Annotated in this window: 26 protein-coding genes and 1 pseudogene; 10 read left to right on the top strand and 17 right to left on the bottom strand. The window is 60.9% G+C overall.

Going from position 1 to position 25,626, the window contains the following annotated elements; genetic code table 11:
• The first annotated feature begins 177 nt into the window (after positions 1-177).
• On the top strand, positions 178-450 hold the full coding sequence (locus B5526_RS38400) for a hypothetical protein (RefSeq protein ID WP_172841996.1): 273 nt from the start codon (positions 178-180) through the stop codon (positions 448-450).
• 334 nt (positions 451-784) lie between these two features.
• A complete protein-coding gene (locus B5526_RS07770) occupies positions 785-961 on the top strand; it encodes an ABC transporter substrate binding protein (protein ID WP_079537678.1) in 177 nt (58 codons plus the stop codon).
• A 126-nt stretch (positions 962-1,087) separates the two neighbouring features.
• On the opposite strand, the gene B5526_RS07765 is transcribed toward B5526_RS07770, so the two are convergent.
• Together B5526_RS07765 and B5526_RS07760 are read right to left on the bottom strand one after the other, a co-directional pair.
• A complete protein-coding gene (locus B5526_RS07765) occupies positions 1,088-1,870 on the bottom strand; it encodes an outer membrane protein (protein WP_079537677.1) in 783 nt (260 codons plus the stop codon).
• 611 nt (positions 1,871-2,481) lie between these two features.
• Positions 2,482-3,186, bottom strand: a complete 705-nt coding sequence (locus B5526_RS07760) for a Crp/Fnr family transcriptional regulator (RefSeq protein WP_079537676.1) — start codon at positions 3,184-3,186, stop codon at positions 2,482-2,484.
• A gap of 244 nt (positions 3,187-3,430) precedes the next feature.
• On the opposite strand from B5526_RS07760, the gene B5526_RS07750 reads away from it, so the two are divergent.
• The gene (locus B5526_RS07750; RefSeq protein WP_079537674.1) at positions 3,431-3,616 is read left to right on the top strand and encodes a hypothetical protein; all 186 of its coding nucleotides are present in this window, start codon (positions 3,431-3,433) and stop codon (positions 3,614-3,616) included.
• Positions 3,617-3,800: 184 nt separating this feature from the next.
• Entirely contained in the window at positions 3,801-4,208 is a 408-nt protein-coding gene (locus tag B5526_RS07745; protein ID WP_079537673.1) for an ABC transporter substrate binding protein, read from the top strand.
• 87 nt (positions 4,209-4,295) lie between these two features.
• On the opposite strand, the pseudogene B5526_RS38865 reads toward B5526_RS07745, so the two are convergent.
• Positions 4,296-4,394: pseudogene (locus B5526_RS38865) on the bottom strand (tyrosine-type recombinase/integrase); the annotation flags it as partial.
• A 52-nt stretch (positions 4,395-4,446) separates the two neighbouring features.
• Between B5526_RS38865 and B5526_RS07740 the strand changes: the two are divergent.
• From B5526_RS07740 to B5526_RS07725, 4 genes are all read left to right on the top strand, one after another.
• On the top strand, positions 4,447-5,082 hold the full coding sequence (locus B5526_RS07740) for an outer membrane beta-barrel protein (RefSeq protein WP_079537672.1): 636 nt from the start codon (positions 4,447-4,449) through the stop codon (positions 5,080-5,082).
• 328 nt (positions 5,083-5,410) lie between these two features.
• Positions 5,411-7,180, top strand: a complete 1,770-nt coding sequence (locus B5526_RS07735) for an ABC transporter permease (protein ID WP_244562221.1) — start codon at positions 5,411-5,413, stop codon at positions 7,178-7,180.
• A 22-nt stretch (positions 7,181-7,202) separates the two neighbouring features.
• Positions 7,203-8,234, top strand: a complete 1,032-nt coding sequence (locus B5526_RS07730) for an ABC transporter substrate-binding protein (RefSeq protein WP_244562220.1) — start codon at positions 7,203-7,205, stop codon at positions 8,232-8,234.
• 29 nt (positions 8,235-8,263) lie between these two features.
• A complete protein-coding gene (locus B5526_RS07725) occupies positions 8,264-9,367 on the top strand; it encodes an ABC transporter ATP-binding protein (protein ID WP_079537671.1) in 1,104 nt (367 codons plus the stop codon).
• A 179-nt stretch (positions 9,368-9,546) separates the two neighbouring features.
• Here the strand turns inward: B5526_RS07725 and B5526_RS07720 are convergent, their stop codons facing one another.
• The 7 genes from B5526_RS07720 to B5526_RS07690 form a co-directional block, all read right to left on the bottom strand.
• On the bottom strand, positions 9,547-10,485 hold the full coding sequence (locus B5526_RS07720) for a GNAT family N-acetyltransferase (RefSeq protein WP_154071189.1): 939 nt from the start codon (positions 10,483-10,485) through the stop codon (positions 9,547-9,549).
• Between the two features lie 131 nt (positions 10,486-10,616).
• Positions 10,617-11,408: an ABC transporter ATP-binding protein gene (locus B5526_RS07715; RefSeq protein ID WP_079537669.1), complete on the bottom strand. Its 792-nt coding sequence runs from the start codon at positions 11,406-11,408 to the stop codon at positions 10,617-10,619.
• Positions 11,396-12,451: a dihydrodipicolinate synthase family protein gene (locus tag B5526_RS07710; RefSeq protein ID WP_079537668.1), complete on the bottom strand. Its 1,056-nt coding sequence runs from the start codon at positions 12,449-12,451 to the stop codon at positions 11,396-11,398. The genes B5526_RS07715 and B5526_RS07710 overlap by 13 nt, the downstream gene beginning before the upstream one ends.
• 12 nt (positions 12,452-12,463) lie before the next feature.
• A complete protein-coding gene (locus B5526_RS07705) occupies positions 12,464-13,291 on the bottom strand; it encodes a GNAT family N-acetyltransferase (protein ID WP_079537667.1) in 828 nt (275 codons plus the stop codon).
• Positions 13,278-14,315, bottom strand: a complete 1,038-nt coding sequence (locus B5526_RS07700; protein WP_079544783.1) for an NAD-dependent epimerase/dehydratase family protein — start codon at positions 14,313-14,315, stop codon at positions 13,278-13,280. The genes B5526_RS07705 and B5526_RS07700 overlap by 14 nt, the downstream gene beginning before the upstream one ends.
• Before the next feature lie 17 nt (positions 14,316-14,332).
• Positions 14,333-15,088: an ABC transporter permease gene (locus tag B5526_RS07695; protein WP_079537666.1), complete on the bottom strand. Its 756-nt coding sequence runs from the start codon at positions 15,086-15,088 to the stop codon at positions 14,333-14,335.
• A 187-nt stretch (positions 15,089-15,275) separates the two neighbouring features.
• The gene (locus B5526_RS07690) at positions 15,276-15,956 is read right to left on the bottom strand and encodes a TetR/AcrR family transcriptional regulator (protein WP_079537665.1); all 681 of its coding nucleotides are present in this window, start codon (positions 15,954-15,956) and stop codon (positions 15,276-15,278) included.
• 117 nt (positions 15,957-16,073) lie between these two features.
• Between B5526_RS07690 and B5526_RS07685 the strand changes: the two genes are divergently transcribed.
• Complete coding sequence (locus B5526_RS07685; RefSeq protein WP_079537664.1) at positions 16,074-17,078, top strand: ABC transporter substrate-binding protein; 1,005 nt, start codon at positions 16,074-16,076, stop codon at positions 17,076-17,078.
• A 99-nt stretch (positions 17,079-17,177) separates the two neighbouring features.
• Here B5526_RS07685 and B5526_RS37460 read toward each other — a convergent pair whose 3' ends face one another.
• Positions 17,178-17,438 (bottom strand): hypothetical protein, encoded by a 261-nt coding sequence (locus B5526_RS37460; protein ID WP_154071188.1) that lies wholly within the window; start codon positions 17,436-17,438, stop codon positions 17,178-17,180.
• Between the two features lie 121 nt (positions 17,439-17,559).
• On the opposite strand from B5526_RS37460, the gene B5526_RS07680 reads away from it, so the two are divergent.
• Positions 17,560-19,515 (top strand): alkyl/aryl-sulfatase, encoded by a 1,956-nt coding sequence (locus B5526_RS07680; protein WP_079544782.1) that lies wholly within the window; start codon positions 17,560-17,562, stop codon positions 19,513-19,515.
• 161 nt (positions 19,516-19,676) lie between these two features.
• On the opposite strand, the gene B5526_RS07675 is transcribed toward B5526_RS07680, so the two are convergent.
• The 6 genes from B5526_RS07675 to B5526_RS07650 form a co-directional block, all read right to left on the bottom strand.
• Positions 19,677-20,771 (bottom strand): tetratricopeptide repeat protein, encoded by a 1,095-nt coding sequence (locus tag B5526_RS07675; RefSeq protein WP_172841995.1) that lies wholly within the window; start codon positions 20,769-20,771, stop codon positions 19,677-19,679.
• A gap of 247 nt (positions 20,772-21,018) precedes the next feature.
• Positions 21,019-21,723 (bottom strand): ABC transporter ATP-binding protein, encoded by a 705-nt coding sequence (locus tag B5526_RS07670; protein WP_079537662.1) that lies wholly within the window; start codon positions 21,721-21,723, stop codon positions 21,019-21,021.
• Positions 21,724-22,467 carry an ABC transporter ATP-binding protein gene (locus B5526_RS07665; RefSeq protein ID WP_079537661.1) on the bottom strand — a complete coding sequence of 248 codons (744 nt, stop codon included), beginning with the start codon at positions 22,465-22,467 and terminating at the stop codon, positions 21,724-21,726.
• 9 nt (positions 22,468-22,476) lie between these two features.
• Entirely contained in the window at positions 22,477-23,469 is a 993-nt protein-coding gene (locus B5526_RS07660) for a branched-chain amino acid ABC transporter permease (protein WP_079537660.1), read from the bottom strand.
• Positions 23,466-24,332 carry a branched-chain amino acid ABC transporter permease gene (locus B5526_RS07655; protein WP_079537659.1) on the bottom strand — a complete coding sequence of 289 codons (867 nt, stop codon included), beginning with the start codon at positions 24,330-24,332 and terminating at the stop codon, positions 23,466-23,468. The genes B5526_RS07660 and B5526_RS07655 overlap by 4 nt, the downstream gene beginning before the upstream one ends.
• Before the next feature lie 16 nt (positions 24,333-24,348).
• A complete protein-coding gene (locus tag B5526_RS07650; RefSeq protein ID WP_079537658.1) occupies positions 24,349-25,599 on the bottom strand; it encodes an ABC transporter substrate-binding protein in 1,251 nt (416 codons plus the stop codon).
• Positions 25,600-25,626 lie beyond the last annotated feature (27 nt).

Genomic DNA, 25,626 nt, shown 5'->3' with positions numbered 1-25,626 from the left:
GCCGTTGTTTTAGTAGTACCCATAGCTGGAGGCGTACGGGTAAGAGCCATATCGATTCCCATACGGGTAATAGCTATACCCATATCCATACGGATAAGAGTAAGCGTAGTCGTCATAGTAGTCATAATACGGGTAGCCGAATCCGAATCCGAAGCGGCGGCGCCCGAAATCGCGATCATGGAATCCACGACCACGGAATCCACGACCACGAAATCCATCGCCGCGGAAACCGCCATCATGGAATGCCATGCCACCACCGCGGAAGCCGCCATGGAAGCCACCGCCGCCAAAGCCACCGCCATGGAAACCGCCACCGCCAAAGCCACCGCCATGGCCTCCGCCCATGCCACCTCCGCCACCGCCGTGGCCTCCGCCGCCGCCACCACCGCCGCCGCCGCGAGCCAACGCCATCGTTGGCGCAGCCAGGCCAACAGATGCAACGGCCAATAACGCGATCGCTGTCTTACGCAACATGATCATTCTCCCGTTAGAGATTTCGCTCCCAACCACGACACGCTGCGCAGATGGTCATCGCTTCGGGGAAACGCTATTGGCTTCGACATCACCGTTGCTCAACTCTGCGCGAGAGACGCCTGATTAAATTTAAGTTCAGAGACGAGTTGTTCGCGCGTTGCGCGGTTCAGGCGATTCCACTGTTGCAGATGTAACTTGATCCTGGAATTTCGTAGCAAAAAACTGCTACCGAGGTGCGCCACCGATGTGACTTCGATCTCGCGCTCATCCGCTCTGCCTCCGGAGTATTTGTAAGCATTGTCGAACGAGCATGTGCAGGCGCGCGGCCGGCTATGTCGGGCGCATCCTCAGGGGCGAGAAGCCGGCCGACCTGCCGGTGCAAACGCCGACCAAGTTCGACCTGGTGATCAATCTGAAGACCGCCAGAGCCCTCGGCGTCACCTTTGCGCCAGCGCTCCTCGCCACCGCCGACGAGATGATCGAATGAGACGGCAAGTTTGCCGCGGTTTGACCCAACTGCGACATCCCCGCGATCTATAATTCCGCCAAGGCGGGTACAAAATAGCCCCGGACGATGCCGGGGCTTAAAGTTTGCCGGAGATAGGAAATTAGATCAGTACCTCCCGATGGCGGGGCCACCCCAGTTGAAGCGGTAGTTGATGCGCGCAGTGACCATATCAACGTCCTGACGGATCGAGTCGGTGCGGAATACGCTGCCGGCCGGGATGCCAGCCAAAACGCCCGCCGATGTGAAGGTGATGCCGCGGTTGCCCATGAAAAGGTGATCGTACTCGACCGCTACCGACCAATTCGGTGCGAATCCGAATTCGAGGCCCGTTCCGACGACACCACCCCAGCGTGTTTCACTCGCCGAATCGAATAGCACGCCTGTGGCGGTCACCGTACCTCGGTATTTGTCGTCGGTCACGGCCGCGCCGCCCTTCACATACCAAAGGACGTTGTTCCAAGCATAGCCGACTTGGCCGGTGAACAAGCCTAACGCTTCGATCTTGGAATTGTTAGTCCAAGGGGGAATGAAAAGGCTAACATTAGATCCCTTCAAATCAGCCCAGTCGCCCTGCGCTTCCAGACCGAACACCCAACCGGCGCTCTGCCAACGGTATCCAATCTGACCGCCAACCACTCCGCCGGTCGCATCGTGACAACCTTCACGGAAGGGGGCGACAGGTCCACGGAAGTTCGTGACATCCCAGCATTTGTGGCTCCAGCCACCGCCGCCGTTGGCGCCGATGTAGAAGCCAGTCCAGTCGTAGACCGCAACGACCGGCGCGGGTGGCGCCTTGGTGTAAGGACGCGCGGCAAGATCAGCGGCCGACGCGGGAGCGGCTATGCCTAATGCTACTAGACCAACCGTAGCCAAGAAAAATTTCTTCATCGCATGTCTCCATCTCCGTCGCTTCTTGATCTATCTGAAGCGATAGATGCACGCGCGACCGCCGATAATGTTGTTGTAGAACTGCGCTTGATTTCAAATTCCACCTGAATGTTAGGCGATTTGACACAGATATTCTGTGCCTCAAATACAACTAACGGTTTTTAAAATATGACCGAAAATTGACCGGTGGCGTTCGCTTTTTGGGCCAAGGAACTTCTAAAGCAGACGCCCAATTCAAATTCCCGCAAGTTTGCTCCTGCTCGGTCAAAAATTGTCGATTGGAGATGCTGTTTGCTGCGGCGCATGAGTCCGTTAGTGGCACGTTTGCGACATGCCGTCGGACACCACGAATGTCTGCTCATCGGGGTAGATCAGAAGGAACCGGCCGACAGCCAAAACAGCGCTTTTGACCTATTCCGGACGTGTCATTCTGCCCATTTCGGGTCTCGATTCTTTACATGTTGTAAGCTGACTCTGGCCGCCCGGACGGCCGTATCCTCGCTTCGAGCACACCGTAAATTCGAAGGCCATCTGATCGGCGTCGTAATCTGCAATCCATTCGGCCCTCTTTGAGGGAAAGGCGAGGCGGTGGGGTGCCTCGAACGAAACATTCAGCTGTGCGTATGACCGAGCAAGGCTTGGTAGTACGATTTGACAGTCCCGTAGCATTCGCAGACCGTTTCCTGCATGGCCTCCACATCGGTAATCTGAATTCTACCTCTTGAGTATTTGATCAGTCCAGCGTGTTGAAGAGTGCGCGCGTGCAGCGTGACACTGGTGCGCCTGACGCCCAGCATTTCGGCGATAAATTCCTGGGTAAATTGCAGATTATCGGTGTCGGCCAAATCTCTGGCCCGAAGCAGCCAGCGGCAAAGTCGCGCCTCCACGTGATGAGCAGCCATGCAGGCAGCCGACTGGCTTGCCTGCGCGTAAACCGTCTGTTCATGACGAACCAGCGCCGACAATAAAGTATGGCTCTGCAGCGCCGCGCTTTTGAGCGCGTCCACGTTGCACGTCATCGCGGTTCCGGCGAGTTGGACAATTCCTCGATTGCCCGGAATGTTTCCGCCAATAGCTGCGGATGCACCGACGACCCCATCTTTGCCGACCATTGCCGCTTCGACCATTTCTCCAGATGAAAGGCCGACCACAAGCGAGATAATCGCGCCTGTGGGGAAGTAGATCGCCGCCACCTCGCCTCCGGCTTCGAACAATATCTTCTCGTGTTCGAGATGGACGGGCTTCAAATGAGGCTGAAGTGCCGCGGCATCACTTGCTGAAAGAGAGGCGAGTAGCAAATTGCTGGAGTTGGGCATGTCATGCTCCCGTGGGCAGGCGGGAGCGCAAAGAACTCTCAGTCAGCGGCAGCCTAAAGACTGCCGACAATCCAAAGACGCTAGGCTTTTGCCTGAACAAAGCGAGAATTATTTTCAGCTATGTCGGGAACTTAACCGACAGCTTTCGCGAGCACGATATGGCTCAGCGCATACTAAAGAAGGCGGCGGAAGGTATCCGGGACCCTGTCAGACTGCGAGCCTCTGCCCTCGTCGGACCGATCTCATGGAAGACATGACTGCGCATTTGGAAAAGCTCCGCATCGATGCGGAGGACTGCGCGCTTATCAGCAAACTCGCTACCGACATGCAAAAGCGAGAGCTATTTGCAAGACTCGCCGAACACCTAGGCCGATTGGCCTCGGAAGTAGAGCGTGCGATGGCAGCGAAAATGGCTGGTGGCGATACATAAAAGGCCGGTTCTGTCCGTATTTGACCTCTCGTGTCCTAGTCTAAAGATACTAGTGTCGGAATTCGTTAAGTACACAAGTGAACATACTGCGCAGACCTCTTCGCCTATACGCGGATCATCGTAAAGGACAAGAAGTAAGGCCGCCTCAGTCGGCTGGCCCCCTTCATTTTGGATCAAGCGTGCAATGTCGCCCATTGGCACCTTTGAGACATGCCAGCTGGCTCAGAAAAGCGCGATTAGCGGACTTACAAGTCCGCGAGGTAGTGGCCTCATGATCATGCCCGACGTATTGACGACACTTCATCGCGAAACGATTTTCAAGCTTGCGACGGGCGGCCAATTTCCGACCATGTGTCCGCTTCGATCCTACGCGTCGGCTGGCGGTCTGATGTCCTATGGCTCCAATTTTGCCACTCTCATGCGGCTGGCGGCTCCATACGTCGATCGCATCCTTCGAGGGGAGAAGCCCCGCGACCTACCTGTCCAAGAGCCAACCAAATACGAGTTGATTGTCAACCTCAGGACCGCCAAGGCGCTCGGCCTGGACGTGCCGCCGACGCTACTTGCCCGCGCTGACGAGGTGATCGAATAGTTCTCCCGATGCTGCGGTGCATGAGTCCGATTATGGCACCAACCTGCGGTTGGAGTGGGCAGAGCATGTCCGCTCTGCCCGGGTATTTCAGACATCAATTTGTTCCGCCATCGCCAAAGCATCGTCTGCTTCGATTCCGAGATATCTCACCGTGCTTTCGATCTTGGTGTGGCCAAGCAGAAGCTGGCGTTCTTGATATCTGGAGCGTATAGTTTCAGGACACTTGGCGGTAGCGCGGATGTTCATTTTCGCAGGCAGATTAGGTCTCGCATTCGTATTGGCGGCGCTCTGTCTAGGCGGGCGAACAGCCCACGCCCAAGCCGCCCCTGTGACCTATTGGATCCCAAGCTGGCCCGTCGGCTTCGGTGGCAATCTGACCGTCGGTGAGAGCCCGAACACGTACGGCAACTTTCCGAGCTTTGACGGCAGTGACGCCCGGAGCGGCGGCTCTTCCTATATGCGCTACAATTTTCCGAACGGCTGGTTTGTCGGCGGCGAAGGCGGCGGCATGGGTTTGAGCATGAACGGCATCAACCGGGATGGAGCGTTCGGCAATCTCGGCTCGCTTTATTACGAAGGCGTGCAGTTCGGCTACCACTTCCAAAACGCGGGCGGGCTACCCGTCACGCTCTATGCCGGTTTCGACACCTTGAAATATAAATCCGGCATCGGTGGCCCCTTTGCCCCCTTCGACACCATGTCCGGCACACTGCCCGGCTATAGCGCGCATGCGGGCGTCGAATTCCAGCCGGCGCCGAATGTCAGCCTGTCACTCGGGTTCGGCTACACCCAACAGTCCGGGCGCATCGACAGCGACATCAATTCGCCCTTGCTGCCCGGCGCTTCTCCGTTTGCCGTCGGCGGTCGCCGCTAACGCGCGCTTTTCAAGGGGGAGTTGTGACAAGCGGGCCGCAGCCCCGCGGCGTCGCTGGCCGCAACAGATTTTGCCAGCAGTTTGGCGAATATGCTTTCCGGTCGTACGGCTCTTGCTCTTATCGTTGCCTCCTTCGGCGTTACGATGAACCCGAACCTCTCCCTTACGCAATCAGCCTATTCTGTCCGCTGGGCCCTAACAGCGAACCGGAGGACCGCGATGACGGCCTGCAACCGACTTTCTGCTACTTCCGGCCGACCGCGCCATCGACTAGGCTGGCCGCGATAAGAATAAAGAAAACCTCCAGGGGCGCTGAGGGGAATACGCTTTGAACGGACAGGCAGGGCGCACCGAGGTCACGCGCAGCGGCGTTGAGGGTCTTGGCCGGCGCGCGATGGCTGGCCTTTGGGTCGCCTCGCTGCTGGCGATCCTGGGCTTTCTGGTGATCTATCCCGTCCTCACGCTATTATTGGGGGCGCTGACCGATACCAACCCGGTGGTCGATGGTTTCAGCCTGCGCCACCTCTCGATCACCAACTTCCTCACCGTGCTGGCCAATCCGAACGTCGCCGAGGCGCTCGCCAATACGCTGATCGCCTGCGGCGGCGGCACCGCGATCGCGGTCGTGATCGGGCTCGCCTTCTCCTGGATCGTGGTGCGCACCAATACGCCGTTCAAGGGCTTGATCGCCGCCGCCAGCATCCTGCCGTTGTTCGCGCCGCCACTGGTCGCGGGCGTCGCCTGGAGCATTTTGGGCTCGCCGAAGACCGGGCTGATCAACACAATGTTCAAATGGGCGCATCTCGACTGGCACGTGGATTTCTATTCGCTGTGGGGATTGGTGTTCGTGTTCGGCATCTATTACGCGCCCTACGTCTACATGTTTACATCCTCGGCGCTGCGCAACATGGATCCGAGCCTGGAAGAGGCCGCCGAAATCTCCGGCGCCAGCGCGTTCGCGACATTGTTCTCGGTGACGTTCCCGCTGATCATGCCGGCGATCGTCTCCGGCATGTTGTTGTCCTTTATCGTGATGCTCGGCATCTACGGCGTTCCGGCGGTGTTGGGCGCGCCGACCAATCTTGCCGTGCTGACCACCTATATCTTCAAGCTCACCAACTGGTCGCCGCCGCTCTATAACACCGCCGCTGCCGTCGCGATCATCCTGATGGTGGTCACCGGCGGACTGGTATTCCTGCAGCAGAAAGTCGTGAGCGGGCGCAGCTACACCACCGTCGCCGGCAAGGCGTTTCGGCCGCGCAATCTCGATCTCGGGCCGTGGCGCTGGCTCACCTTCGCGCTCGGGCTCGTCTATCTCTTGGTGGTGGTGATCCTGCCGTCGCTGGCGCTGATCGTGGCGGCGTTCCGTAAATTCATGTTCATCCGCGACGCCGCTGCTCTCTTCGACATGCGGCAATATTCGCTGATGCATTTCCACAGCATCTTCGACAATCCATTGACGCTGAACTCGATCTACAATGCGGTCGAGGTCGGTATCATCACGGCGATCATCGGCGGCGCGCTCGCCTTTGCGATCGGCTACACCATTCACCGCACCCGGTTGGCGGGCCGGCGCAGCATCGACCTGATCTCGACCATTCCGGTGGCGATCCCGGGCCTCGTGATCGGCGTCGCTTATCTGTGGGCCTGGATCGGCATTCCCGGCGGGCTCTACGGCACCATCTGGATTCTGGCGCTGGCCTTCATCGCGCGCTTCATGCCGGATACGGTCAAGGCGCTGTCGACCTCGTTCCTGCAAATCCATCGCGAACTCGAGGAAGCTGCCTGGGTCTGCGGCAAGGGCATGCTCGGCACCATCGCAACCATCGTGCTGCCGTTGGCGCGGCCGGGCGTGCTCGCCTCGATGACGCTGTTGTTCGTCCTCGCAATCCGCGAACTCGGCTCGTCGCTGTTTCTCTACACCAGCAATACCATGGTGATGTCGGTGCTATTGCTCGACTATTACGAAGGCGGAAATATCGGCAAGACCGCGGCGTTCAGTCTGGTGCAGACGGTGTTGCTGGGCGTTCTCATCGGCGGCGCCAACTGGCTGTCGCGCGGGGCCCCGCAAGGCAACGTCGCGCAAAGAATAAGATGAAAATTGTGGGGAGTGAGTGGTCATGAAAACAAGCATTGTTGCCCGAATTGTCGCGATCGCGGCTCTCGGTCTCGCACTGAACGCGCTGCCCGCACGGGCCCAGCAGGAATTTGGCTCACCCGAATTGATCGCGGCGGCGAAGGCCGAGGGCAAGCTCATCTATTACACGGCGAATTTCGCCGAGGTCGAGCAGGAAGTGATAAAAGAGTTCAACAAGCGTTTCCCGGAGATCAAGGTCGAGATGGTGCGCGCGCCGGGTGGCCAGCTCATCACCCGCGTCAGGACCGAGGCCGCGGCCGGCAAGCTGATCGCCGACATCGTCGATCATTCCGACCGCGCGCTGATGCTGCCGCTGGTCGACCTGTTCCAGGATTATGCGCCGCCGAATGCCAGCGACTACAATCCCGATGCGCTGATTTCCCCAAAACTGTGGCCGCGCGCCACCGTGGTCTGGTCGATTGCCTACAACACCGAATTGGTGACGAACCCACCAAAATCCTGGAAGGACCTGACCAAGCCCGAATACGATCATATGACCGGGCAGGTGTTTGCCCAATCCGGCGGCACCACCTGGACCCGCATCATGTTCGAGCGCCAGGTGCTGGGCGAGGATTATTGGGCGAAGCAGGCTGCGACCCATCCTATTCTCTACCCGTCCGGCGCGCCGATGTCGGATTCGCTGGTGCGGGGTGAGGTTGCGATGGGGCCGCTGATTTATAATGCGGTCTACCCGAAGCAGAAGGAGGGCGCGCCGATCAAGATTATCTTCCCGCCCGAGGGCGTGCCGGTCAATCCCTATGCTTCCGGAATTCCGAAGACCGCCGCGCATCCCAACGCCGCAAGACTGTTCCTCAACTGGTGCATGTCGAAAGAGGGGCAGACGTTCATGATCAAGGAGCTCGGCAACCTTACTTCGCTGAAAGTGGCGCCGGTCTATCCCGAAGGTTTCGATCCCAAAATCGTAAAAGTCTGGTACCCGAATTTTGACGAATACGTAAAACTGCATGCGGACTGGGTGGCCGACTGGGACAAGATCTTCGGCTATCGGCAGTGAAAAGCGCGCCCCATGAAATATCTAAAATCATGACGGCCACGCTCGACGTCACCGACCTGCGCAAGCAGTTTTCCGTCGGCCGTCCCGCGATCGACGGCGTCAGCTTTGCGGTGCCGGCCGGCGAAATCGTGGTGCTGCTGGGGCCTTCGGGCTGCGGCAAGACCACGACGTTGCGCTGCGTCGCCGGCCTTGAGCATCCGACCGGCGGCGTGATCAGCATTGCCGGGAAGGTGGTCTCCTCGCCCGCGCGTGGCATTCTGGTGCCGCCGCGCCTGCGCGATCTCGGCATGGTGTTCCAGTCCTACGCGGTGTGGCCGCACATGACGGTGCGGCAGAACGTGGTCTATCCGTTAAAGCATCGCAGAATCGCGCGCGGCGAGGCCAACCGCAAAGTCGACGAGGTGCTGAAACTGGTCGGGCTGTCGGAATATGCCGACCGGCCGGTGGTCGCGCTCTCCGGCGGCCAGATGCAGCGCGTGGCGCTGGCGCGCAGCATCGTCTACCGGCCGCAGCTGTTGTTGCTCGACGAACCCTTGTCCAACCTCGACGCCAAATTGCGGCTGCGATTACGCGATGATCTCAGGGTGATCCTCAAACAAACCGGCATGACCGCGCTGTATGTTACCCACGACCAGGCCGAAGCGGTCGTGCTCGGCGACCGCATCGGCGTGATGCGCGACGGCAAATTGTTGCAGATCGGCACGCCGGACCAGATCTATAACCGGCCGGCGGATTTGTTTGTCGCGAATTTTACCGGTGCCACCAACGAACTCGCTGGCACCCTGGTTGAGCGCAACGGCGAGTTCGGGACGGTCGATTTCGGCGACGGGCGGCGCGGCCAGGCGGCGCTGCTGCAGCCGCTCAAGGTAGGCGAAAAGGTGCGGATCGCGTTGCGGCCGGAAAACATTGCGATCGGCAGCCATGACGGCGCCAACAACTTTCCCGCCCGCGTGATCGATCGCCGCTATCAGGGCACCCAGACCGTCTATGACATCGACCTGCTCGGCCGCCGGCTCGAAGTGCTTGAACTCGGCACCGCCGCTCGCCATCAGGTCGGGACGGAGACGCGGGTCGCTCTGCCGCGAGAAGGTTGCTGGGCCTATCGCGATACGGGACCATCGTCGTACGAATAGCGCATCTTCCAAATCGGGGGCCTCGTCCTTCGAGACGCCATGCGGAGCCTGTCATCGGGCGCGCATTCGCGCGACCCGTTGGCATGGCTCCTCAGGATGAGGTGTTAGACCCTCATGGTGAGGAGCGCGGCAACCCGCGCGTCTCGAACCACGAGGCCATCGGTCAGATTTCGCGTGATTTAGACGAAATCGGAATCGATCAGCTGAAAGCGGCTCAGATGCACTTCAGATGCTTCTGAATCAAGATCGCGCAATTGAACGAGCATCGGAGGCCGCAGACGCGCCGGCAATGCAATGCCGGGAAGCGTCGGAAGCCTGTCATTGACGCCTGCGTAAGCGAATAGCGGCCGCTTCCAGAAATAACAGGCGGCGCGGACCAGTTCGTGGACGCCAGCGGATGTGACCGTGGCAAGAGGCCGCGCAAAGAAACCACAGAGCAGGGTATAGCCGACGCGGCGGGTTTTGCGGGTTGATGAAATCAGAACGAGATCGGCTGCGGCATGAACGGCGTAGTTGCATGTCGGATCGTTCATGCGATTGAACAAGACCTCGCCATACCATCGTAACCCGTTCTCGGTGGCCTCGGTATCGAAGCCGGACAGCAAATCGACGGCTTCCCTTGCGGGTAAGGATTTGACGTAGCCGGAATATTTCAGTCCGGCACGTCGCGGCGGCAGCAACGCGACGCCGGCGCGGACCTCAAGCCAGAGCAGCGGTTTGAGTTTCAAGATGCGGGCATTGAGCTGCTTCGCATTCTCGTTCGGCATGGCGAGAATGAAGCGGACCTTTCGGTCGATGCAGAGCTGCTCGACCTCCTTATAGATGCGACGGATCGTTTGCGGCGAGCGGTGGTCCTTTGAGATGAAGAGATCGACAAGTTGAATGGCGGAACGGGGTTTTCCGCCGCAATGAACGGTCTGGTGAACCAAGGCGATCTGGCCGACTTTTACGCCGTCGTCGGTGACCGAGAGAACAATGGTGCCTTCTCCAAAACTGCGCTCGTAGAGCCACTTCATGCGCTCGGCGGAAAACACCACGTCGCTCGAGCCGAATGCCTCGGTCGCGAGCCGGGCGGTGAGGTCATAATCGATAACTTTCTCTTCCGAAATCGCTATCATGGCCAAATCTGCTTCGCTGATCGTTGCGTGAAAGCCGTCATCCCTGCCAATGAGGGATGCGAGGATATCAAGCAATCCTTAATCAAAATGAACGCAGTTGGCTTGTCGAAAGTGCCACGGGGCGGGCTAGCCTAAGTGCCCGAGCCCAGCCCCAGGCTTGCATAAATCCGCCTTGCATAGGCGCCGAATTCATCTGATGTCTTGACCGGCAGCGTGCGCGGAAACGGCAGCAGAATCGGAAAATATTCCGCCATCCGCGCAGGTCCCGCAGTGAGCACGGCGCAATGCGAGGCGAGGAACACCGCCTCCTGGATGCTGTGGGTGACAAAGATGATGGTCTTGCCGCTTTCGCGCCAGATCCGCAGCATTTCCAGGTTCATCTGCTCGCGGGTCAGCGCATCGAGCGCGCCGAACGGCTCGTCCATCAGGATCAATTTTGGATCGTGGATGAAGGCGCGGGCGATCGCCGTGCGCTGCTGCATCCCGCCCGACAATTGCTGCGGATATTTTTGCTCGTAGCCGGCAAGCCCGACGAGATGGAGAAGGTCACGCGCCCGCGACCGCGCCGCCTTCATCGGCAGGCCGACGATCTCCGCCGGCAGCAACACGTTGTCGAGAATGGTGCGCCATTTCAACAATAGCGCCTGCTGAAACACCATGCCGATGTCGCGTGCGGGATCGAAGGGATTGCACGCGTTGCCGATCTGGATGGTGCCGCCGTCGGCCTCGTGCAGTCCTGCGAGGATCTTCAAGACCGTGGTCTTGCCGCAGCCGGAGGGGCCGACCAGCGAAATCAATTCGCCCTCCTGCACGTCCATGGTGACATCGGAGACTGCGAGAAACTCCGTACCTTGCGAACGATAAACTTTCCGCACGTTGCGCAGGCGAATAAAGGGCTCCGGCGGCTCGCTCATGCAAGCCATTTCTGCAGATTCTCGGCGACAAAGGCGTCGTCGCTGAGATCGGCGTGCTCGCGGCAGACGCGGCCAATCTCCTGCAGCTGGCCGGGGCTTAGGCCCTCATCGGGATCGAGACACCAGATGCCCTCCATGAGCCCCTGCCGCCGCAGGATTTCGTGGCAGCCGGCGATGCAGCCGTGAAAATTGTTGGCGACGTCGAAGAACGCGCTGTTGCAATCGGTGACGCGGGCATCGAGCGCCAGCAGATCGGCAGGCAAGGCGTCCTTGCCCCGTGCCGCGCGACACATCTCGAATTGTTTTATGGCGCTCGCCGTCCACACCGACCAGTGGCCGAGCAGGCCGCCGCGGAAATAGGCCCGCGTGGTGACGCCCTGGTCGCGCAGATCGAACGGCAGCACGAGATCGAGCAGGATGTGGTCGTCGTTGCCGGTATAGAGCGCGATGCGGTCGAGCGCGCCGGCGGCGGCTACGCCGCGCAAGACATCGAGCGTGCGGTAGCGGTTGAACGGCGCGATCTTTATCGCGATGACATTTTCAATGCCCGCAAAGCGCCGCCAGAAGTCGGCGCTGAGGATGACGCCGCCGACCGCCGGCTGCAGATAAAACCCGACCAGCGGGATTTCGCGCGCGACGGCCCTGCAATGACCGATGATCTCGTCTTCGGAAGCCGTCTTCATCGCGGCCAGGCTGAGCAATCCCGCATGATAGCCGATCCCGAGTGCGATCTTCGCCTCGGACACAGCCTGGGCCGTCGGGCCGGCGAGGCCCGCGACCATCGCCAGCGGCCGCTTGGTCCAGTCCGCCGCGGTCTCCGCGGCCAACTCCAGCACCGGCTTGTAGAGGCCGACGTCGCGGATCGCAAATTGCGTGGTATGGACGCCGACGGCCAGCCCGCCGGCGCCGGCGTCGATGTAATAACGCGTGAGCGCGCGCTGATGAACTTTGTCGAGCTTGCGGCTGGCGTCGAGCGCCAGCGGATGCGCGGGGAGTACCGTGCCGTCGGCGATCAGGCGGCGCACCTCGGATTTCATCTCGCTATGATGCATGGCGGCGATCCCTCATCCATATTCCGGGCCGGCGACGGCAAACGGCAGCGTTTCCGCGCGCGTCGTTGCGCGGCCAAACCGCATGCGCTGATAGGGCCGCTCGACGATCCAGCCCGAGCCGGTCAGGCCTTTCAGAAATTCTTGTTGTCCGTTGACGGCATCGATCAGCCAAGGCCCTGCCTCGGATCGCGCGATCACCTCGACCATCGCGATCGCCTGATCCGGCGCGGATGCGAACAAGGGGCCGATATGCCGCGCCTTGCGCCCGTCGCGGACCAGCGCGACCGCATCGCCGCTGGATAGCAATCGCGAGCCGGGCCGTCCGGCAAGCTCGGTCAGCAAGACGCTGCGATCAAAACCCATGGCGCTGGTGTCGCGCGCGATCAATTCCGCCAGGTTACAGGTCGATAGCAGCCGGGACGTTCCGGCTTGCGGTGAATTCTCCCGACGCAACCGCCGCAATTGCAGGGTCGGCGTAAATCCAAGCGGCCCATAGACTGCGGCGCCCGCCGGCGTCGCGTCGAGCCAGCAGGTAAGGCCTCGCTTCGTGGCGGTATCGAGACAGGTATCGACCAGCCTGGTCGCAAGTCCGTGGCGGCGCCAGTTCGCCGTCACCAGCACCATGCTGATCCAGGCATTGGCCGAAGTGTAGGGCAACAGCGCCGCGGTAGCGATCAGGCGGCGATCCCTGTCGCGCACGCCGAACACGGTTCCCTCCTTCAAGAACAACCGCCAGTCGGCCTCGTTCTGATTCCAGTTGGCTTCCGCCGACAGCATCAGCCCCGCACGCGCGTCGTCGCTGCCGAGCTCTACGGTTGCAAACTGATCAATATCGGCCATCGCGCACCTCGTATTTTGTCGGTTTGCCCAAACTCGGCATTGATCGCGCGACCCAATCCGCAGTCCAGGCGATCAATCGCTCGGTGTCGACGATCGGCAGCCCGAACATTCTTGTGGCCCGCGAGGTGTCGGTGAGCCACGCCGTCGGTTCTTCGCGGCCGACGATGATCGGCTCGCGGCCGAGCATCGTGCCTAATTTTGCCGCGAGATCGCGCACGCGAAGAATTTCGTGGCCGCTGACATTGATCGGCGAGGTCGGCGTGTCGCAATGCGCAAGACAGCGCAACGCCTGCGCCGAGGCATCGCCCTGCCAGATGAAATTGACATGGCCGAGGCTGACGTCGATCGGCTTGCCCTGGAGGATTTTGGTCGCGATGTCGTGCAGCACGCCGTAGCGCATGTCGATCGCGTAGTTCAGCCGAAACAACCGGCCGGGCGTTTTGTATTTGCGCGAAAAATATTCGAACATGCGCTCGCGCCCGACACAGGATTGCGCGTATTCGCCGGGCGGATTGGGCGCAAGATCCTCGCTCGCCCCCTTGCCGTTCACCGGCACGAAGGGATAAACGCAGCCGGTCGAGAACGCCACGATCCGCGACTGACAAAATGCCTGCGCGACAAGGGCAGGAACGTGCGCATTCATCGCCCAGGTCAACGACAGATCGCCCTCCGCGCCGAATTTGCGTCCGGCCATGAACACGACGTTTTGCGATTTCGGTAATGCCTTGATGGCGGATTCATCGAGCAGGTCGCAATGGATGGTTTCGATCCCGCGCGCCTCTAACCTGTCTTTCACGCTTGCGTCGCTGAAGCGCGCGACGCCGATGATGCGGCGGTCGGGCAGGGTGTTTTTCGCAAGGCCCGCCAGCGTCGGTCCCATCTTGCCGGCGACGCCGAGGATCATGATGTCGCCGTCGAGCTTTTGCAGGTCGTCGATCAGGGCCTGGCTCGGCCGGCACAGCAACTCGTCGAGCGCCGTGACATCATTGATCGTTTCCGGCAGTTTGTCGCGCATGAGCAGCATGTTTCTTCCCTGTTTTGTCATTGCAGCCGCACGTCCCTGATCACGAACAATCGCTCAAAGGCGAGCACCAGGCCGTAAAGCGTGACCCCGAGCAGGGTCAGAAGCACGACCGCCATCACCATCGCTGGCGTATCGAGCGAGGACTGCACCTGGATCATGAGATAGCCGAGCCCGCGCTCGCTGGCGATGAACTCGCCGACGATGGCGCCGGCGACCGCCAGGATGGCCCCGACCTTCATGCCGGAAAACACGTAAGGCAGCGCGCCCGGCAGCTGGATTTTGCGAAACAAGATCCAGCGCGAGCCGCGCAATGATTTTACGAGATCGAGCAAGTCAGGCTCGACCTCGCTCAAGCCGCGCGCGGTGGTCAACAGGATCGGGAAAAAGCAGATGCTGAACGTGATCAGGATATTGGCAAAAATACCGTAGCTGAACCAGACGATGAATAGCGGGCCGAGCGCTACCTTCGGGATCATATTGAGCGTAACGAACAGCGGCAGCAGCAACAGGCTCACCAGCGGCGACCAGCAGAACACCACCGCCAGCGCGACGCCGACCAAAGCGCCGAGGCAAAAGCCGCCGAGGATTTCCACGGCCGTGACGGCGAGGTTGGAAAGCCATGCGTATTTTGCTGAACTCAACGTTGCGACGGTCGCGAGCGGCGACGGCAGGATGAACTTTGGTACATGAAAGGCGTCGACCAGAACCTGCCACAGCACGATCACGGCAAGATGCACGATCAGGATGATCGCAAAGGATTTTGCCGGGCGCATTTTGGCTTCGGACAATGTGCTCTCCAATTGTGCGCTGGCTTCTCAGCCGGAGCAGGTAGACGTATTGTATCGCGGTACCATCTGTCTTTCAACCATCTGGTTGATTGTGAAAAAATCGTCATTGCGAGGAGCCAACGGGTCGCGCGAACGCGCGCCCCGTTGGCTCGCAATGACGGGGAGCCATCCATCACGGCCGCAACGCCTGCATCACCAGATCGACCACGTGCTTGCGGCGCGCGCGTTTGGCCGCGACGCTCGACAGGTCCTTGCCAAAAATCGCCGACAATGTCGGCGTGTTGGAAAAGAAAAAATAGCTCAATCCCGCGATCGAGATATAGAGATGCACCGGGTTGATGCCCCTGCGGAAAGTGCCGGCCCGCACGCCCTCCTTGAGGATCTTCGAGACCATGCTGACCAAGGGCGAATGCATGTCCTCGATCCTCGGTGAGGCGCGCACATGCCTCGCGCCATTGCGGTTCTCGTCGTTGAGCAGCACGATGAAATCGGGGTGGAGCGCGAGGTGGTCGAACGAGCTTTCGATCAGCTTCTTGATCGCCCGTTCCGGCGGCAGGCCTTCCAGGTTGAGCTTGCGCTCCTGGGTGCGGATTTCCTCATAGACCCATTCCAGTACCGCAAGATAGAGCGCGTCCTTGTCGCCGAAATAATGATAGACCAGCTGCTTGTTGACGCCGGCACGCTCGGCGATTTCATCGACCCGCGCACCGGCAAGGCCGTTTTTCGCAAATTCGCGGCGCGCCGCGGTCAACAGCTTGTTGCGGGTGGCGGCCGGATCGCGCCGCTGCGGCTTCGCGGCGCCATTGGATCGCTCTTTGGTGGATCGTTGTTTGGTTGATCGTTGTTTGGGCATTTCCAACCAGACAGTTGACAATTCGGTCCGTCCCTTGTTGCATTGGTAGACCGGCGGACGCGCAACGACAAGGCTGTTTGGGCCAGTTCGCACGACCCGCAAGCGAGGAGGGCTGCGATGAAGTGTCTGAGAATTGCGGGGCTGGCGCTCGCGCTCGTTGCGCCTTCCATTCCTTCTCACGCCGGCGAGTCCGTCAATCTGATTTTGAACTGGACACCGACCGCCGACCATTCGCCGTTTTATTACGCCAAGGCGCAGGGATGGTATGAGAAGGCCGGCATCGATCTCACCATCGAGACCGGCAAGGGCTCGGGGGTGTCATCCCTGAAGGTCGGCTCCGGCGGCTCGCCGTTCGGGATCGCCGATCTCGCGACCATGCTGGTGGCGCGCAGCAAGGGCGCCGACGTCGTGGCGCTGATGAGCATCTACGCCAATACCGGGCAAACTTTTTATTGGCTGAAGAGCTATGGCGTGAATGGGCCGAAGGATTTTCCCGGTCACAAGATCGGCAATCCGCCGGGCGATGCCTCGCGCGTGATGTGGCCGGCCTTCGCCAAGGCCGCCGGCATCGCGGCTGACTCGGTGAATTTCGTCAATGTCGGGCCGACCGCGAAGATCGCCGCGCTCAAGAGCCACACCGTCGATATCATCAGCGATTTCTACAACGAGCATGACCTTAAGGTGATCGAGTTCGGCAGTGATCTCGGCCATGTCAACTGGAAGGACATTGGCTTAAATCCATACGGCAATTCGCTGATCGTGAATGGCGCGTTCCTGGAGAAGAACCCGAAACTCGTCGAGGAGTTTGTAAAAATCAGCCAGAAAGCGTTCGCCGCCTGCGTCGCCGATGTCGCTCCTTGCCTGAAGGCGCTGCTCGATTCCGTGTCGGGCCTCGACAAGGAGAACCAGGAGCGCCAGTGGGAACGCATCAAATTCCTGATGACCGATGACTTTACCACGACCAAGGCGCTGGGCTGGATCGACGGCGAGCGGATGAAAAAGGACTACGAACTGGTGCAGACCTATCTCGGCATGGAAAAGCCGTTCGATGTGCAAACCGCGTTCACGAACAGGATGCTGGATACGTCGGTCAAGATGGACGCCAGCAAGATGAAGAAGTGAGTGTCCACTTCTCCCTCTCCCCGCTCTTCGCGGGGAGAGGGTTGGGGTGAGGGGCTGCTTCCGCAATTTCCGAACATGGATGCGCGTGGAGAGTCCCCCTCACCCGGCGCTTTGCGCCGACCTCTCCCCGCAAGCGGGGCGAGGTGAAGTCGGGCCACCCTTTTCTCCTCGCAATGATGGCAAAACCGTCGAAGCCACGGCACGCGCAACGATGTCGACGATGCCGCCCGCGGGATAGGGCACGATGATATGGATCGGGCGAACAGGATAGGGGCTCTCCGCATGCGCGCACGGAGGTGCGGCGAGCAGCACCGCGACAAGGCTGGCGATAAAGGCAAACGGCGCTCTCGCATGGCTCATCATTCCCTCCCCTTTCGCGGCATGTGAACCTTGATGGTCATCGGCCGCAATTGAGCGGATGGTAATCGATATCGGGATGCGATTAAATGAGTCTCTAAGAAGCAGACAGTGGAGGATGCCGATGATCCAGGCTAGCACAGGCGTAGCGCCGAACGAAGCAAAGGACAGCGCCAAGGAAGCCTCGGCATCCGTGATCGCGCAACAGGCCGCGATGCTGAAAGCGCTGCCGTTCTCCGACACCGCCGATTTCGATGATGCATCGCGCGGCTTTTTGGGCACGCTGGAAAACGCGAAGATCACCAACGCGCAAGGCAGGGTGGTCTGGAGCCTCGAGCCCTACGGCTTTCTTTCCGAAGAAAAGGCGCCGCCGACGGTGAACCCGAGCCTGTGGCGGCAGTCGCGCCTCAATATGCACCACGGGTTGTTCGAGGTGCTGCCCGGGGTCTATCAAGTCCGCGGGCTCGACATCGCCAACATGACGCTGATCGAGGGCGACAACGGCGTGATCGTGGTCGACACGCTGACCTCGATCGAAGGCGCGCGCGCCGCGCTGGAGCTCTATTTCAGGCATCGCGGCAAACGCCCGGTGGCCGCCGTCATCTTCACGCACACCCATGTGGACCATTATGGCGGCGCCCGCGGCGTGCTCGACGACGAGGCGCTGGCGGACGGACGCATTCCGATCATCGCGCCCAATCTCTTCATGGAGCATGCGGTGTCGGAAAACATCATCGCCGGGCCGGCGATGCTGCGGCGTGCGCAATATCAGTTCGGGCCGTTCCTCGCCAAGGGTCCGCGCGGGCAGGTCGACAATGGGTTAGGCAAGTCGATCGCGGCGGGCTCGGTCAAGCTGCTGCGCCCGACCGATCTCATCATGGCGACCGGAGACAAGCGCGTCATCGACGGGGTCGAATTCGAATTCCAGATGGCGCCGAACAGCGAGGCGCCGGCGGAGATGCATTTTTTCATTCCGCGCTACAAGCTGCTCAATCTCGCGGAAAACTGCACGCATAATTTCCATAATCTATTGCCGTTCCGCGGCGCCGACGTCCGCGATGCGCTGGTCTGGTCGAAATATCTCGGCGAGGCCTTGCAGATGTGGGGCGGCAAGGCCGACGCCATGTGCGGCCAGCATCACTGGCCGGTGTGGGGCAAAGAGCGCATCGACAAAATGATTCGCCAGCAGCGCGATCTCTATAAATTCGCCCATGACCAGACCATCCGCCTGATGAATCACGGGCTGACGGCGAGCGAAATCGCGGAGACGATAAAGCTGCCGGCCGGTCTCGAAGGCGCGTGGCATGGACGCGGCTATTACGGTCACATCCGGCACAATGTGAAGGCGGTCTATCAGAAATATCTCGGTTGGTACGACGCCAATCCGGTCAATCTCGATCCGCTGCCGCCGGTCGAGAGCGGCAAAAAGTATGTCGAATATATGGGCGGCGCGGACGCGATCCTTGCGCGCGCACGGGCGGATTTTGCCAAGGGCGAATTCCGCTTCGTGGCGCAAGCGTTGAGCCATCTGGTGTTCGCCGAGCCCGACAATCAGTCTGCCCGCGCGCTGCTCGCCGATAGTTTCGAGCAGCTCGGCTATGCCGCGGAGAGCGCGACCTGGCGCAACGCCTATCTGTTCGGCGCGCAGGAATTGCGGCAGGGCATGCCGAAAGCGCCGCCGATGCCGGCGATGTCGCGTGAAACGCTGGCGGCGCTGCGCACCAGGCAAATATGGGACCTGCTCGGCGTCCGCCTCAACGGCCCGAAGGCCGAAGGCAAGCACATCGTGCTGAATTGGAGTTTTACGGATACGGGCGAGCGTTTTGTTCTCACGCTGGAGAATTGCGCGCTGAGCTATGTCGAAGGCGCGCAGGCAGCGGGGGCCGACGCCAGCTTCACGCTGGCGCGCGCCACGTTGGACGAGGTCATCGCAAAACAGACGTCGTTTCCGGAAGCGGTGGCGAGCGGCAAGGTAAAAGTCACCGGTAACGCGACGCGCCTTGCCGAGCTGATGGACCTGATGGACGAATTCCCGCGCATGTTCGAGATCGTCGAACCGAAGCGGACAGCGGTGAGGTAATCTACCACGTCGTCCCCGGCGAACGCCGGGACCGATAACCACCGATGCTAATTGTTAGTAAGCCGTCTGGCTCCAGCGCGATAACGAGAGGCCGCGGCGTATGGGTCCCTGCTTTCGCAGGGACGACATTGGTGGGGTATAATCACTCGCGACGTTCGGTCCTACCGCGCCTTGCTTGTGCGCCGCAGTCGCTCGCGCACGTCGCGGAAAACGGGGCTGAGCCGAAGCAGATGCGCGTAGTCTCCGGCGGCGTGGACGTAGTCGCCCACTTCCTCATAGGCGCCGCCGCGTCCGTAGAGGGCGTCGATATCGTCGGGATCGATCCGGATCGCTTCCGAATAATCGGCGATGGCGCGGATATAATCGCGCTTATACGCATGGGCGCTGCCGCGGTTCACGAAAGCCGTGCCGTCATGCGGGTTGAGCGCGACGGCGCGGTCGCAATCGGCGATGGCGCGGTCGAATTCGAGCTTGCGCACGTAGGCGGCGGCGCGGTTGTGCAGGGCGTCGACGTCGTTCGGATCGATCGTGATGACGGCGCTGAAATCCGCGATGGCGGCGTCGTAATCGCCCTTCTCCTGATGGGCGTGGCCGCGGTTGTTGAGGGCTGCGACATAGCGTGGATTGAGCCGCAGCGCCTCGTCATAGTCGGCCATGGCGCGGTCGAGGTCGCCCTTGCCGTAGTAGGCTTCCGCCCGGTTGGCGTAGCCGACCGCGTTGCGCGGATCGAGCGCCAGCGCCTCGTTGAACGCGGCGATCGCGGCGTCGAACTCGCGGCGGGCGTGATGAACGAGCGCCCGGCCGTACCACGCGCTCGTAAGCTTCGGATCCAGCGCGATAGCCCGGTCGAAGTCGGCCTGCGCCGAGCCCAACTCCCGCATTTCTTCGTAGACGCGGCCGCGATTGCTGAAGGCGATCGCGCCGCCGGGGTCGAGCCGGATGGCCTCGCTGAGATCGGCGATCGCCCGATCAGGCTTGTGCTGGCGGCGGAACACCACGCCGCGGCTGTTATACGCGGCCGCAAACGTCGGATCGGTGCGGATCGCCGCATCGAGCTCCGTAATCGCCCGCTCAAGGTCGCCTTCGCGAGCGGCAGCCCGGCCGCGCTCCCACAGCGCGGTAGCCGCGTGGCACGCTGTGACCGCCTCATCGCTTTGGGCCTTGGCGCAGGGGTTGTCGTCGGCGGACGCAGCGACTGCGGGCGGTGCGACCACGAGCAGGATGGCCGCGGCCAAGGCCTCAAGACTGACGGGCATGGGGGTTAACCGGAGTTTTAGGAGCGACACACGCATTTGTCGCAGGAGAGCGGCGGTGGGTTCGGTCGAGTCCTTCGGAAGAATGAGCATGTAAAAGGGCAGCACTACGCCCCCGGATGTCATCATCCGCGAAAGCGGGTGATCCAGTATTCCGAAGCGCCGATGATGGAACCGAAAGGCCGCGGCGTACTGGATACCCCGCATGCGCGGGGTATGACGGCTGTTTGCGTGGCGGAGTAGGCTACCCTTAAATCCCCAAATACGCCGCCTGCACCTGCTTGTTGTTGGCAAGCTCGGTGCTCGACCCATGCATGATCACATTGCCGCTTTCCAGCACATAGGCGCGCTGCACCAGCGACAATGCGCGGCTGACGTTTTGTTCGACCAACAGAATGGCGGTGCCCATTTTATGGATTTCGCCGATTTTTTCGAATGTCACGTCGGTCATGACGGGAGCCAATCCAAGCGACGGTTCATCGAGCATCAATAGTCGCGGTTTGAGCATCAGGCCGCGGCCGACCGCGAGCATCTGCTGCTCGCCGCCGCTCATGGTGCCGGCAAGTTGTTTTTTGCGGTCGGCCAGTCGCGGAAAGATGCTGTAGACGAGCTCAAGCGTACGGCCGCGTTCGGCCTTGGCTTTCGGCGTGTAGGCGCCGATCTCGAGATTTTCCTGCACCGTCATCTCGGGAAATACCTGGCGGCCCTCCGGCACATGCGCAATGCCCAACTCCGGAATCTTGTGTGGCGGCAGCGACGCGAGATTGGTGCCGGCAAAAGTGATGGTGCCCGAAGTCATCTTCACCAGGCCCGAGGTGACCCGCAGCGTCGTACTCTTGCCGGCGCCGTTGGCGCCGAGCAGGCCGACGGCCTCGCCTTCGCCGATCTCGATGCTGACATCGGAAATCGCGGGCACCGAGCCGTAGCTCGCACTCACTCCGGTCAGTTTGAGCACTTAACTCTCTCCCGCGGTCGGTGGGTGCACATAGGAGCCCAGATACGCGCGGATCACTTCCGGATTTTCCACGATCTCCTTCGGCGCGCCCTCGGCGATCTTCTGGCCGTGATCGAGCACCACGATATGGCGCGCGACCGCCATGATCGCGCGCATCACGTGCTCGACGATGATGATGGTCAAACCCCGTTGCGACAGTTTTCCGACCAGCGCGACCGCCTGATCGATCTCGGCGGGATTGAGCCCGGCCATGACCTCGTCGAGCAGCAGGAGCCGCGGCTGCGTCGCCAGCGCGCGCGCCATCTCCAGGCGGCGCTGATCGATGGTGGTCAGATCCTTCGCCGCCGTATGTTCCCTGGCCGAAAGGCCGACGAACTCGATCGCCTCGCGGGCCTTGTCGCGCGCCGCGGCCACATGCTTGTCGCGCAGGAACGCACCGGTCATGACGTTGGCGAGCACCGTCATGGCGCCGAACGGTTTTGCGACCTGGAAGGTGCGCGCCAAACCATGCGCGCAGATGTCGTGGGGCTTTAAGCCTACGATTTCCTTGCCGAAGGCCGAGACTGAACCCTGGTCTGGCCGGTGAAATCCGGTGATCAGATGAAAGCTCGTGGTCTTACCGGCGCCGTTCGGCCCGATCAAAGCGAGCGTTTCGTTTTCCTTCACGGTAAAGCTGACATCCTGCACGGCGCGCAAGCCGCCGAACCGTTTTGAAAGACCACGAATGACCAGCGCGTCTGCCATCTGATGCCCTTACGCCCGCGCCGGCTTGCGGATGATATAGCGGTGATACGCTTCAACCATCATGCCCATCAGCCCGGTCGGCCGCCACAGGATCACCGCCATCAGAATCAGGGCGTAGACGGTGAGCTGCACGCCGCCGATCGAACCGCCGAGCCAGCTTTGCAGCAGCGTCGAGGTGGTCTCCAGCAACACGGTGCCGATCACCGGGCCCCATAAGGTGCCGATGCCGCCGACGATCGACACCAGCGCGGCTTCGATCGAAATGCTGAAGGAAAACGCGGTCGCGGGATCGATGAAGTAGATGTATTGCGTGTAAAACGTGCCGGCGAGCGCGGTGAGAAAGGCGCTGATCAGGTAGATGTCGCGTTTCATTCGCGGCGCGTTGACGCCGATCGCCTCAGCCGCGTCTTCGTCCTCGCCGATCGCGACGAGGTAATAGCCCATCCACGATCGTTCGATCAGCCATGTGATCAGGAGTCCGACCGCGAGCAGGCCGAGCACGACGTAGTAATACGAGGCCTTGGTCTCGAACTGCATCATCAGCGGCGCGCTGCCGAGATTCGGAATCGTGGTGCCCTCGGCGCCCCAGGCCAGATCGCGAAATTTTAGAAAAATCAGCATCAGCGCCTGCGCGGTCGCGATGGTGGCAATGGTAAAATACGGGCCGCGCAACCGAAAACACAGCCAGCCGATCGGCAGGCTTGCCAGCATCGCGACCACGCCGCCGGCGATCATCCCGAGCCAGGGCGAAATGTCAAAATCGATCTGCAGGATGGTCGAGGTGTAGGCGCCGAGCCCGAAATAGGCGGCATGCCCCAGCGAAAGCTGCCTTGCGTAACCGCCCATCAAATTCCAGGCGACACCGATGAAGGAGAACAGCAGGATGCGGATGAAGATATCGACCGCGAACGAGCTTTTCACCACCTGCGGCAAGGCGATGAGAACGGCGATACCGATCGCGAGCAAGACGAGGCTGCGCGTGCTGAGGCCCAGTGTCGTCATCGCGCTTTGCCCCCAAGGCCGGTCGGTTTGAAGGCGAGCGTCAGCAGCAGCAGCGCAAACACCACGATCAATCCGGAGTCGGCGCCGACATATTGAATCCCCAAGGACTCCGCGACCCCCATCAACAGACTGGCGACGAGTGCCCCGATCACATTGCCGAGCGTGCCCATGACAACGGCGACAAAGGCCATGAGGACAAACACCTGCCCGACAAACGGATAGGCCGAGTAAAACGGCATCAACAGCGAGCCGGCGGCGCCGGCCAGCGCCAGCGCGATGCCGAGGGCGACGCAAAACACGCGGTTGGGGTTGATCCCCATCAGCATCGCCACGTCGCGGTTTTGGGCCGCGGCGCGCATCGCCTTGCCGAGGTCGGTGGTGTGCAGGAAGACCCACAGCGCCCCGCTCAACAACATCGCCACGACAAAGGCGATCAGCTTTGCCACGGGAATATAGAGCCCGCCAAGATGCAGCGCTTCGTCGGAATAGGAGGTGTGAACCGTGCGGTAATTCGCCGAAAACAGCATCAGCGCGAGATTGAGCAGCAGCAGCGACAGCGCAAAGGTGAGAAAAATCTGCGGCATGTCGTTTGGCCCCAACACCCTTCGGATCAGAAAATGCTGGACCAGGACACCGATCACGAACAGCACCGGCATCGAGACGAACAGCGAGAGCAGGGGATCGATGCCGAACTGGTTGGCGAGAAAGAACGAGATGTACATCCCGATCATCACGAATTCGCCCTGGGCGAAATTGACGATCTTGACCACGCCGAAGATCAGCGTGACGCCGATACTGACGAGCGCGTAAATGCCGCCGATGAGCAGGCCGTTGATGACGGCCTGGGCCACTGTCTCCCACATCTGACTTGACCGGTCTTTACGTTTTCATCAGCGGCTTGCGGGCGTCTTCCTTCGGAAACACGCTGGCGAGATCACCATCCTGCCACTGCACGCCGACCGGGCGGCCAAAGACATTCTTGCCGTCCGGTCCGAATTTTACTTTTCCTCCAGGCGCCATCGCCGCGTATCCCGAGGACACATCGAGCGTCGACAACGCCTCGCGCACCTTTTGCGGATCGGTGGAAGCGGCGCGTTCCAGCGCATCGGCAATCATAAACGTCTGCGCCACCAGGCCGCCGGCATATTCGAACAGGAATTCGCCGGTGCGCTTCTTGTATTCGGTATTCACCTTCTCGCAATTGGCGTCCATGTCGTGGTTCCAGTGCGCCACGCCTTGCAGCCCTTCGGCAAGTTTTCCCACGTTCTTGTAAAAGTCCGGAATGACAAAGCCGCCGGAACCGCCGTTGATCGCGATATTGAGGCCGACCTGCTTCACGGTGCGCACGATCAGGATGAGGTCGTTCAGATAGGACACCGAGAACAGCGCATTGGCGCCTGATGATTTGACCTTGTTGATCAACGGGCTCGCGTCGGTAAAGCCGGCCGAATAGGGCTCGAACATCACGATCTCGACGCCCTCGCTGGGCGCCAGTTCCTTCAGCCCGTTCGAGGTCGAGGTGCCGAACGCGGTATTCTCGAAGATCACGGCGACCTTTGGCGTATCGCTGACCAGTTTCGACATCTGCAACTGCGCGCGGGCAAACTGCGAGGCGCGCGCGAACGGCGTGAACGTGTAGGTGCGTCCTTTGTTGAGCTGGTCCGAGCTGGAGCCGGTGATCAGCGGCACCTTGGCGCGCTCGGCGACTTCGCTCGCGATCAGCGTCAAGGCGCTGGCGAAACAGCCATGGATCGCGGACAATTTGTTGCCGGTGATCAGCCGGTCGGTCTCGGTCCGCGTCACCGTGGTATCGCTCTGCACGTCGGAGATGATCAGATTGAGTTTGGCGCCGCCGAGCGACTTGATGCCGCCGGCGTCATTGACCATCTCGACTGCGAGCTTGGCGGCGGCGACGCAACCGACGCCGATCTGCGCCATGCTGCCGGTGGTCGGGTAAAGCGCGCCGATATTGACGGGATCGGCGGCCCAGCCGCGCAGCGGCACCGCACCGAAGGCGCCCGCCGCAAGCAGGCCGCCGGTCTTGAGGAGAAATTCGCGGCGGCCCTGCCGCCTCGGCGATCCCTTGATCCGGTCAGCCTTGTTGGCGGAATTCTTGCGGTCTCTCTTCATGACGTTTCCCCTGTGCGATCACGGTAG

The sequence above is a fragment of the Bradyrhizobium lablabi genome (assembly GCF_900141755.1).
In the GTDB taxonomy this organism is placed as follows: Bacteria; Pseudomonadota; Alphaproteobacteria; order Rhizobiales; family Xanthobacteraceae; genus Bradyrhizobium; species Bradyrhizobium lablabi_A.
Note: the sequence above shows the minus strand (reverse complement) of the source record. Positions and strands in the feature narration are given on the sequence as shown.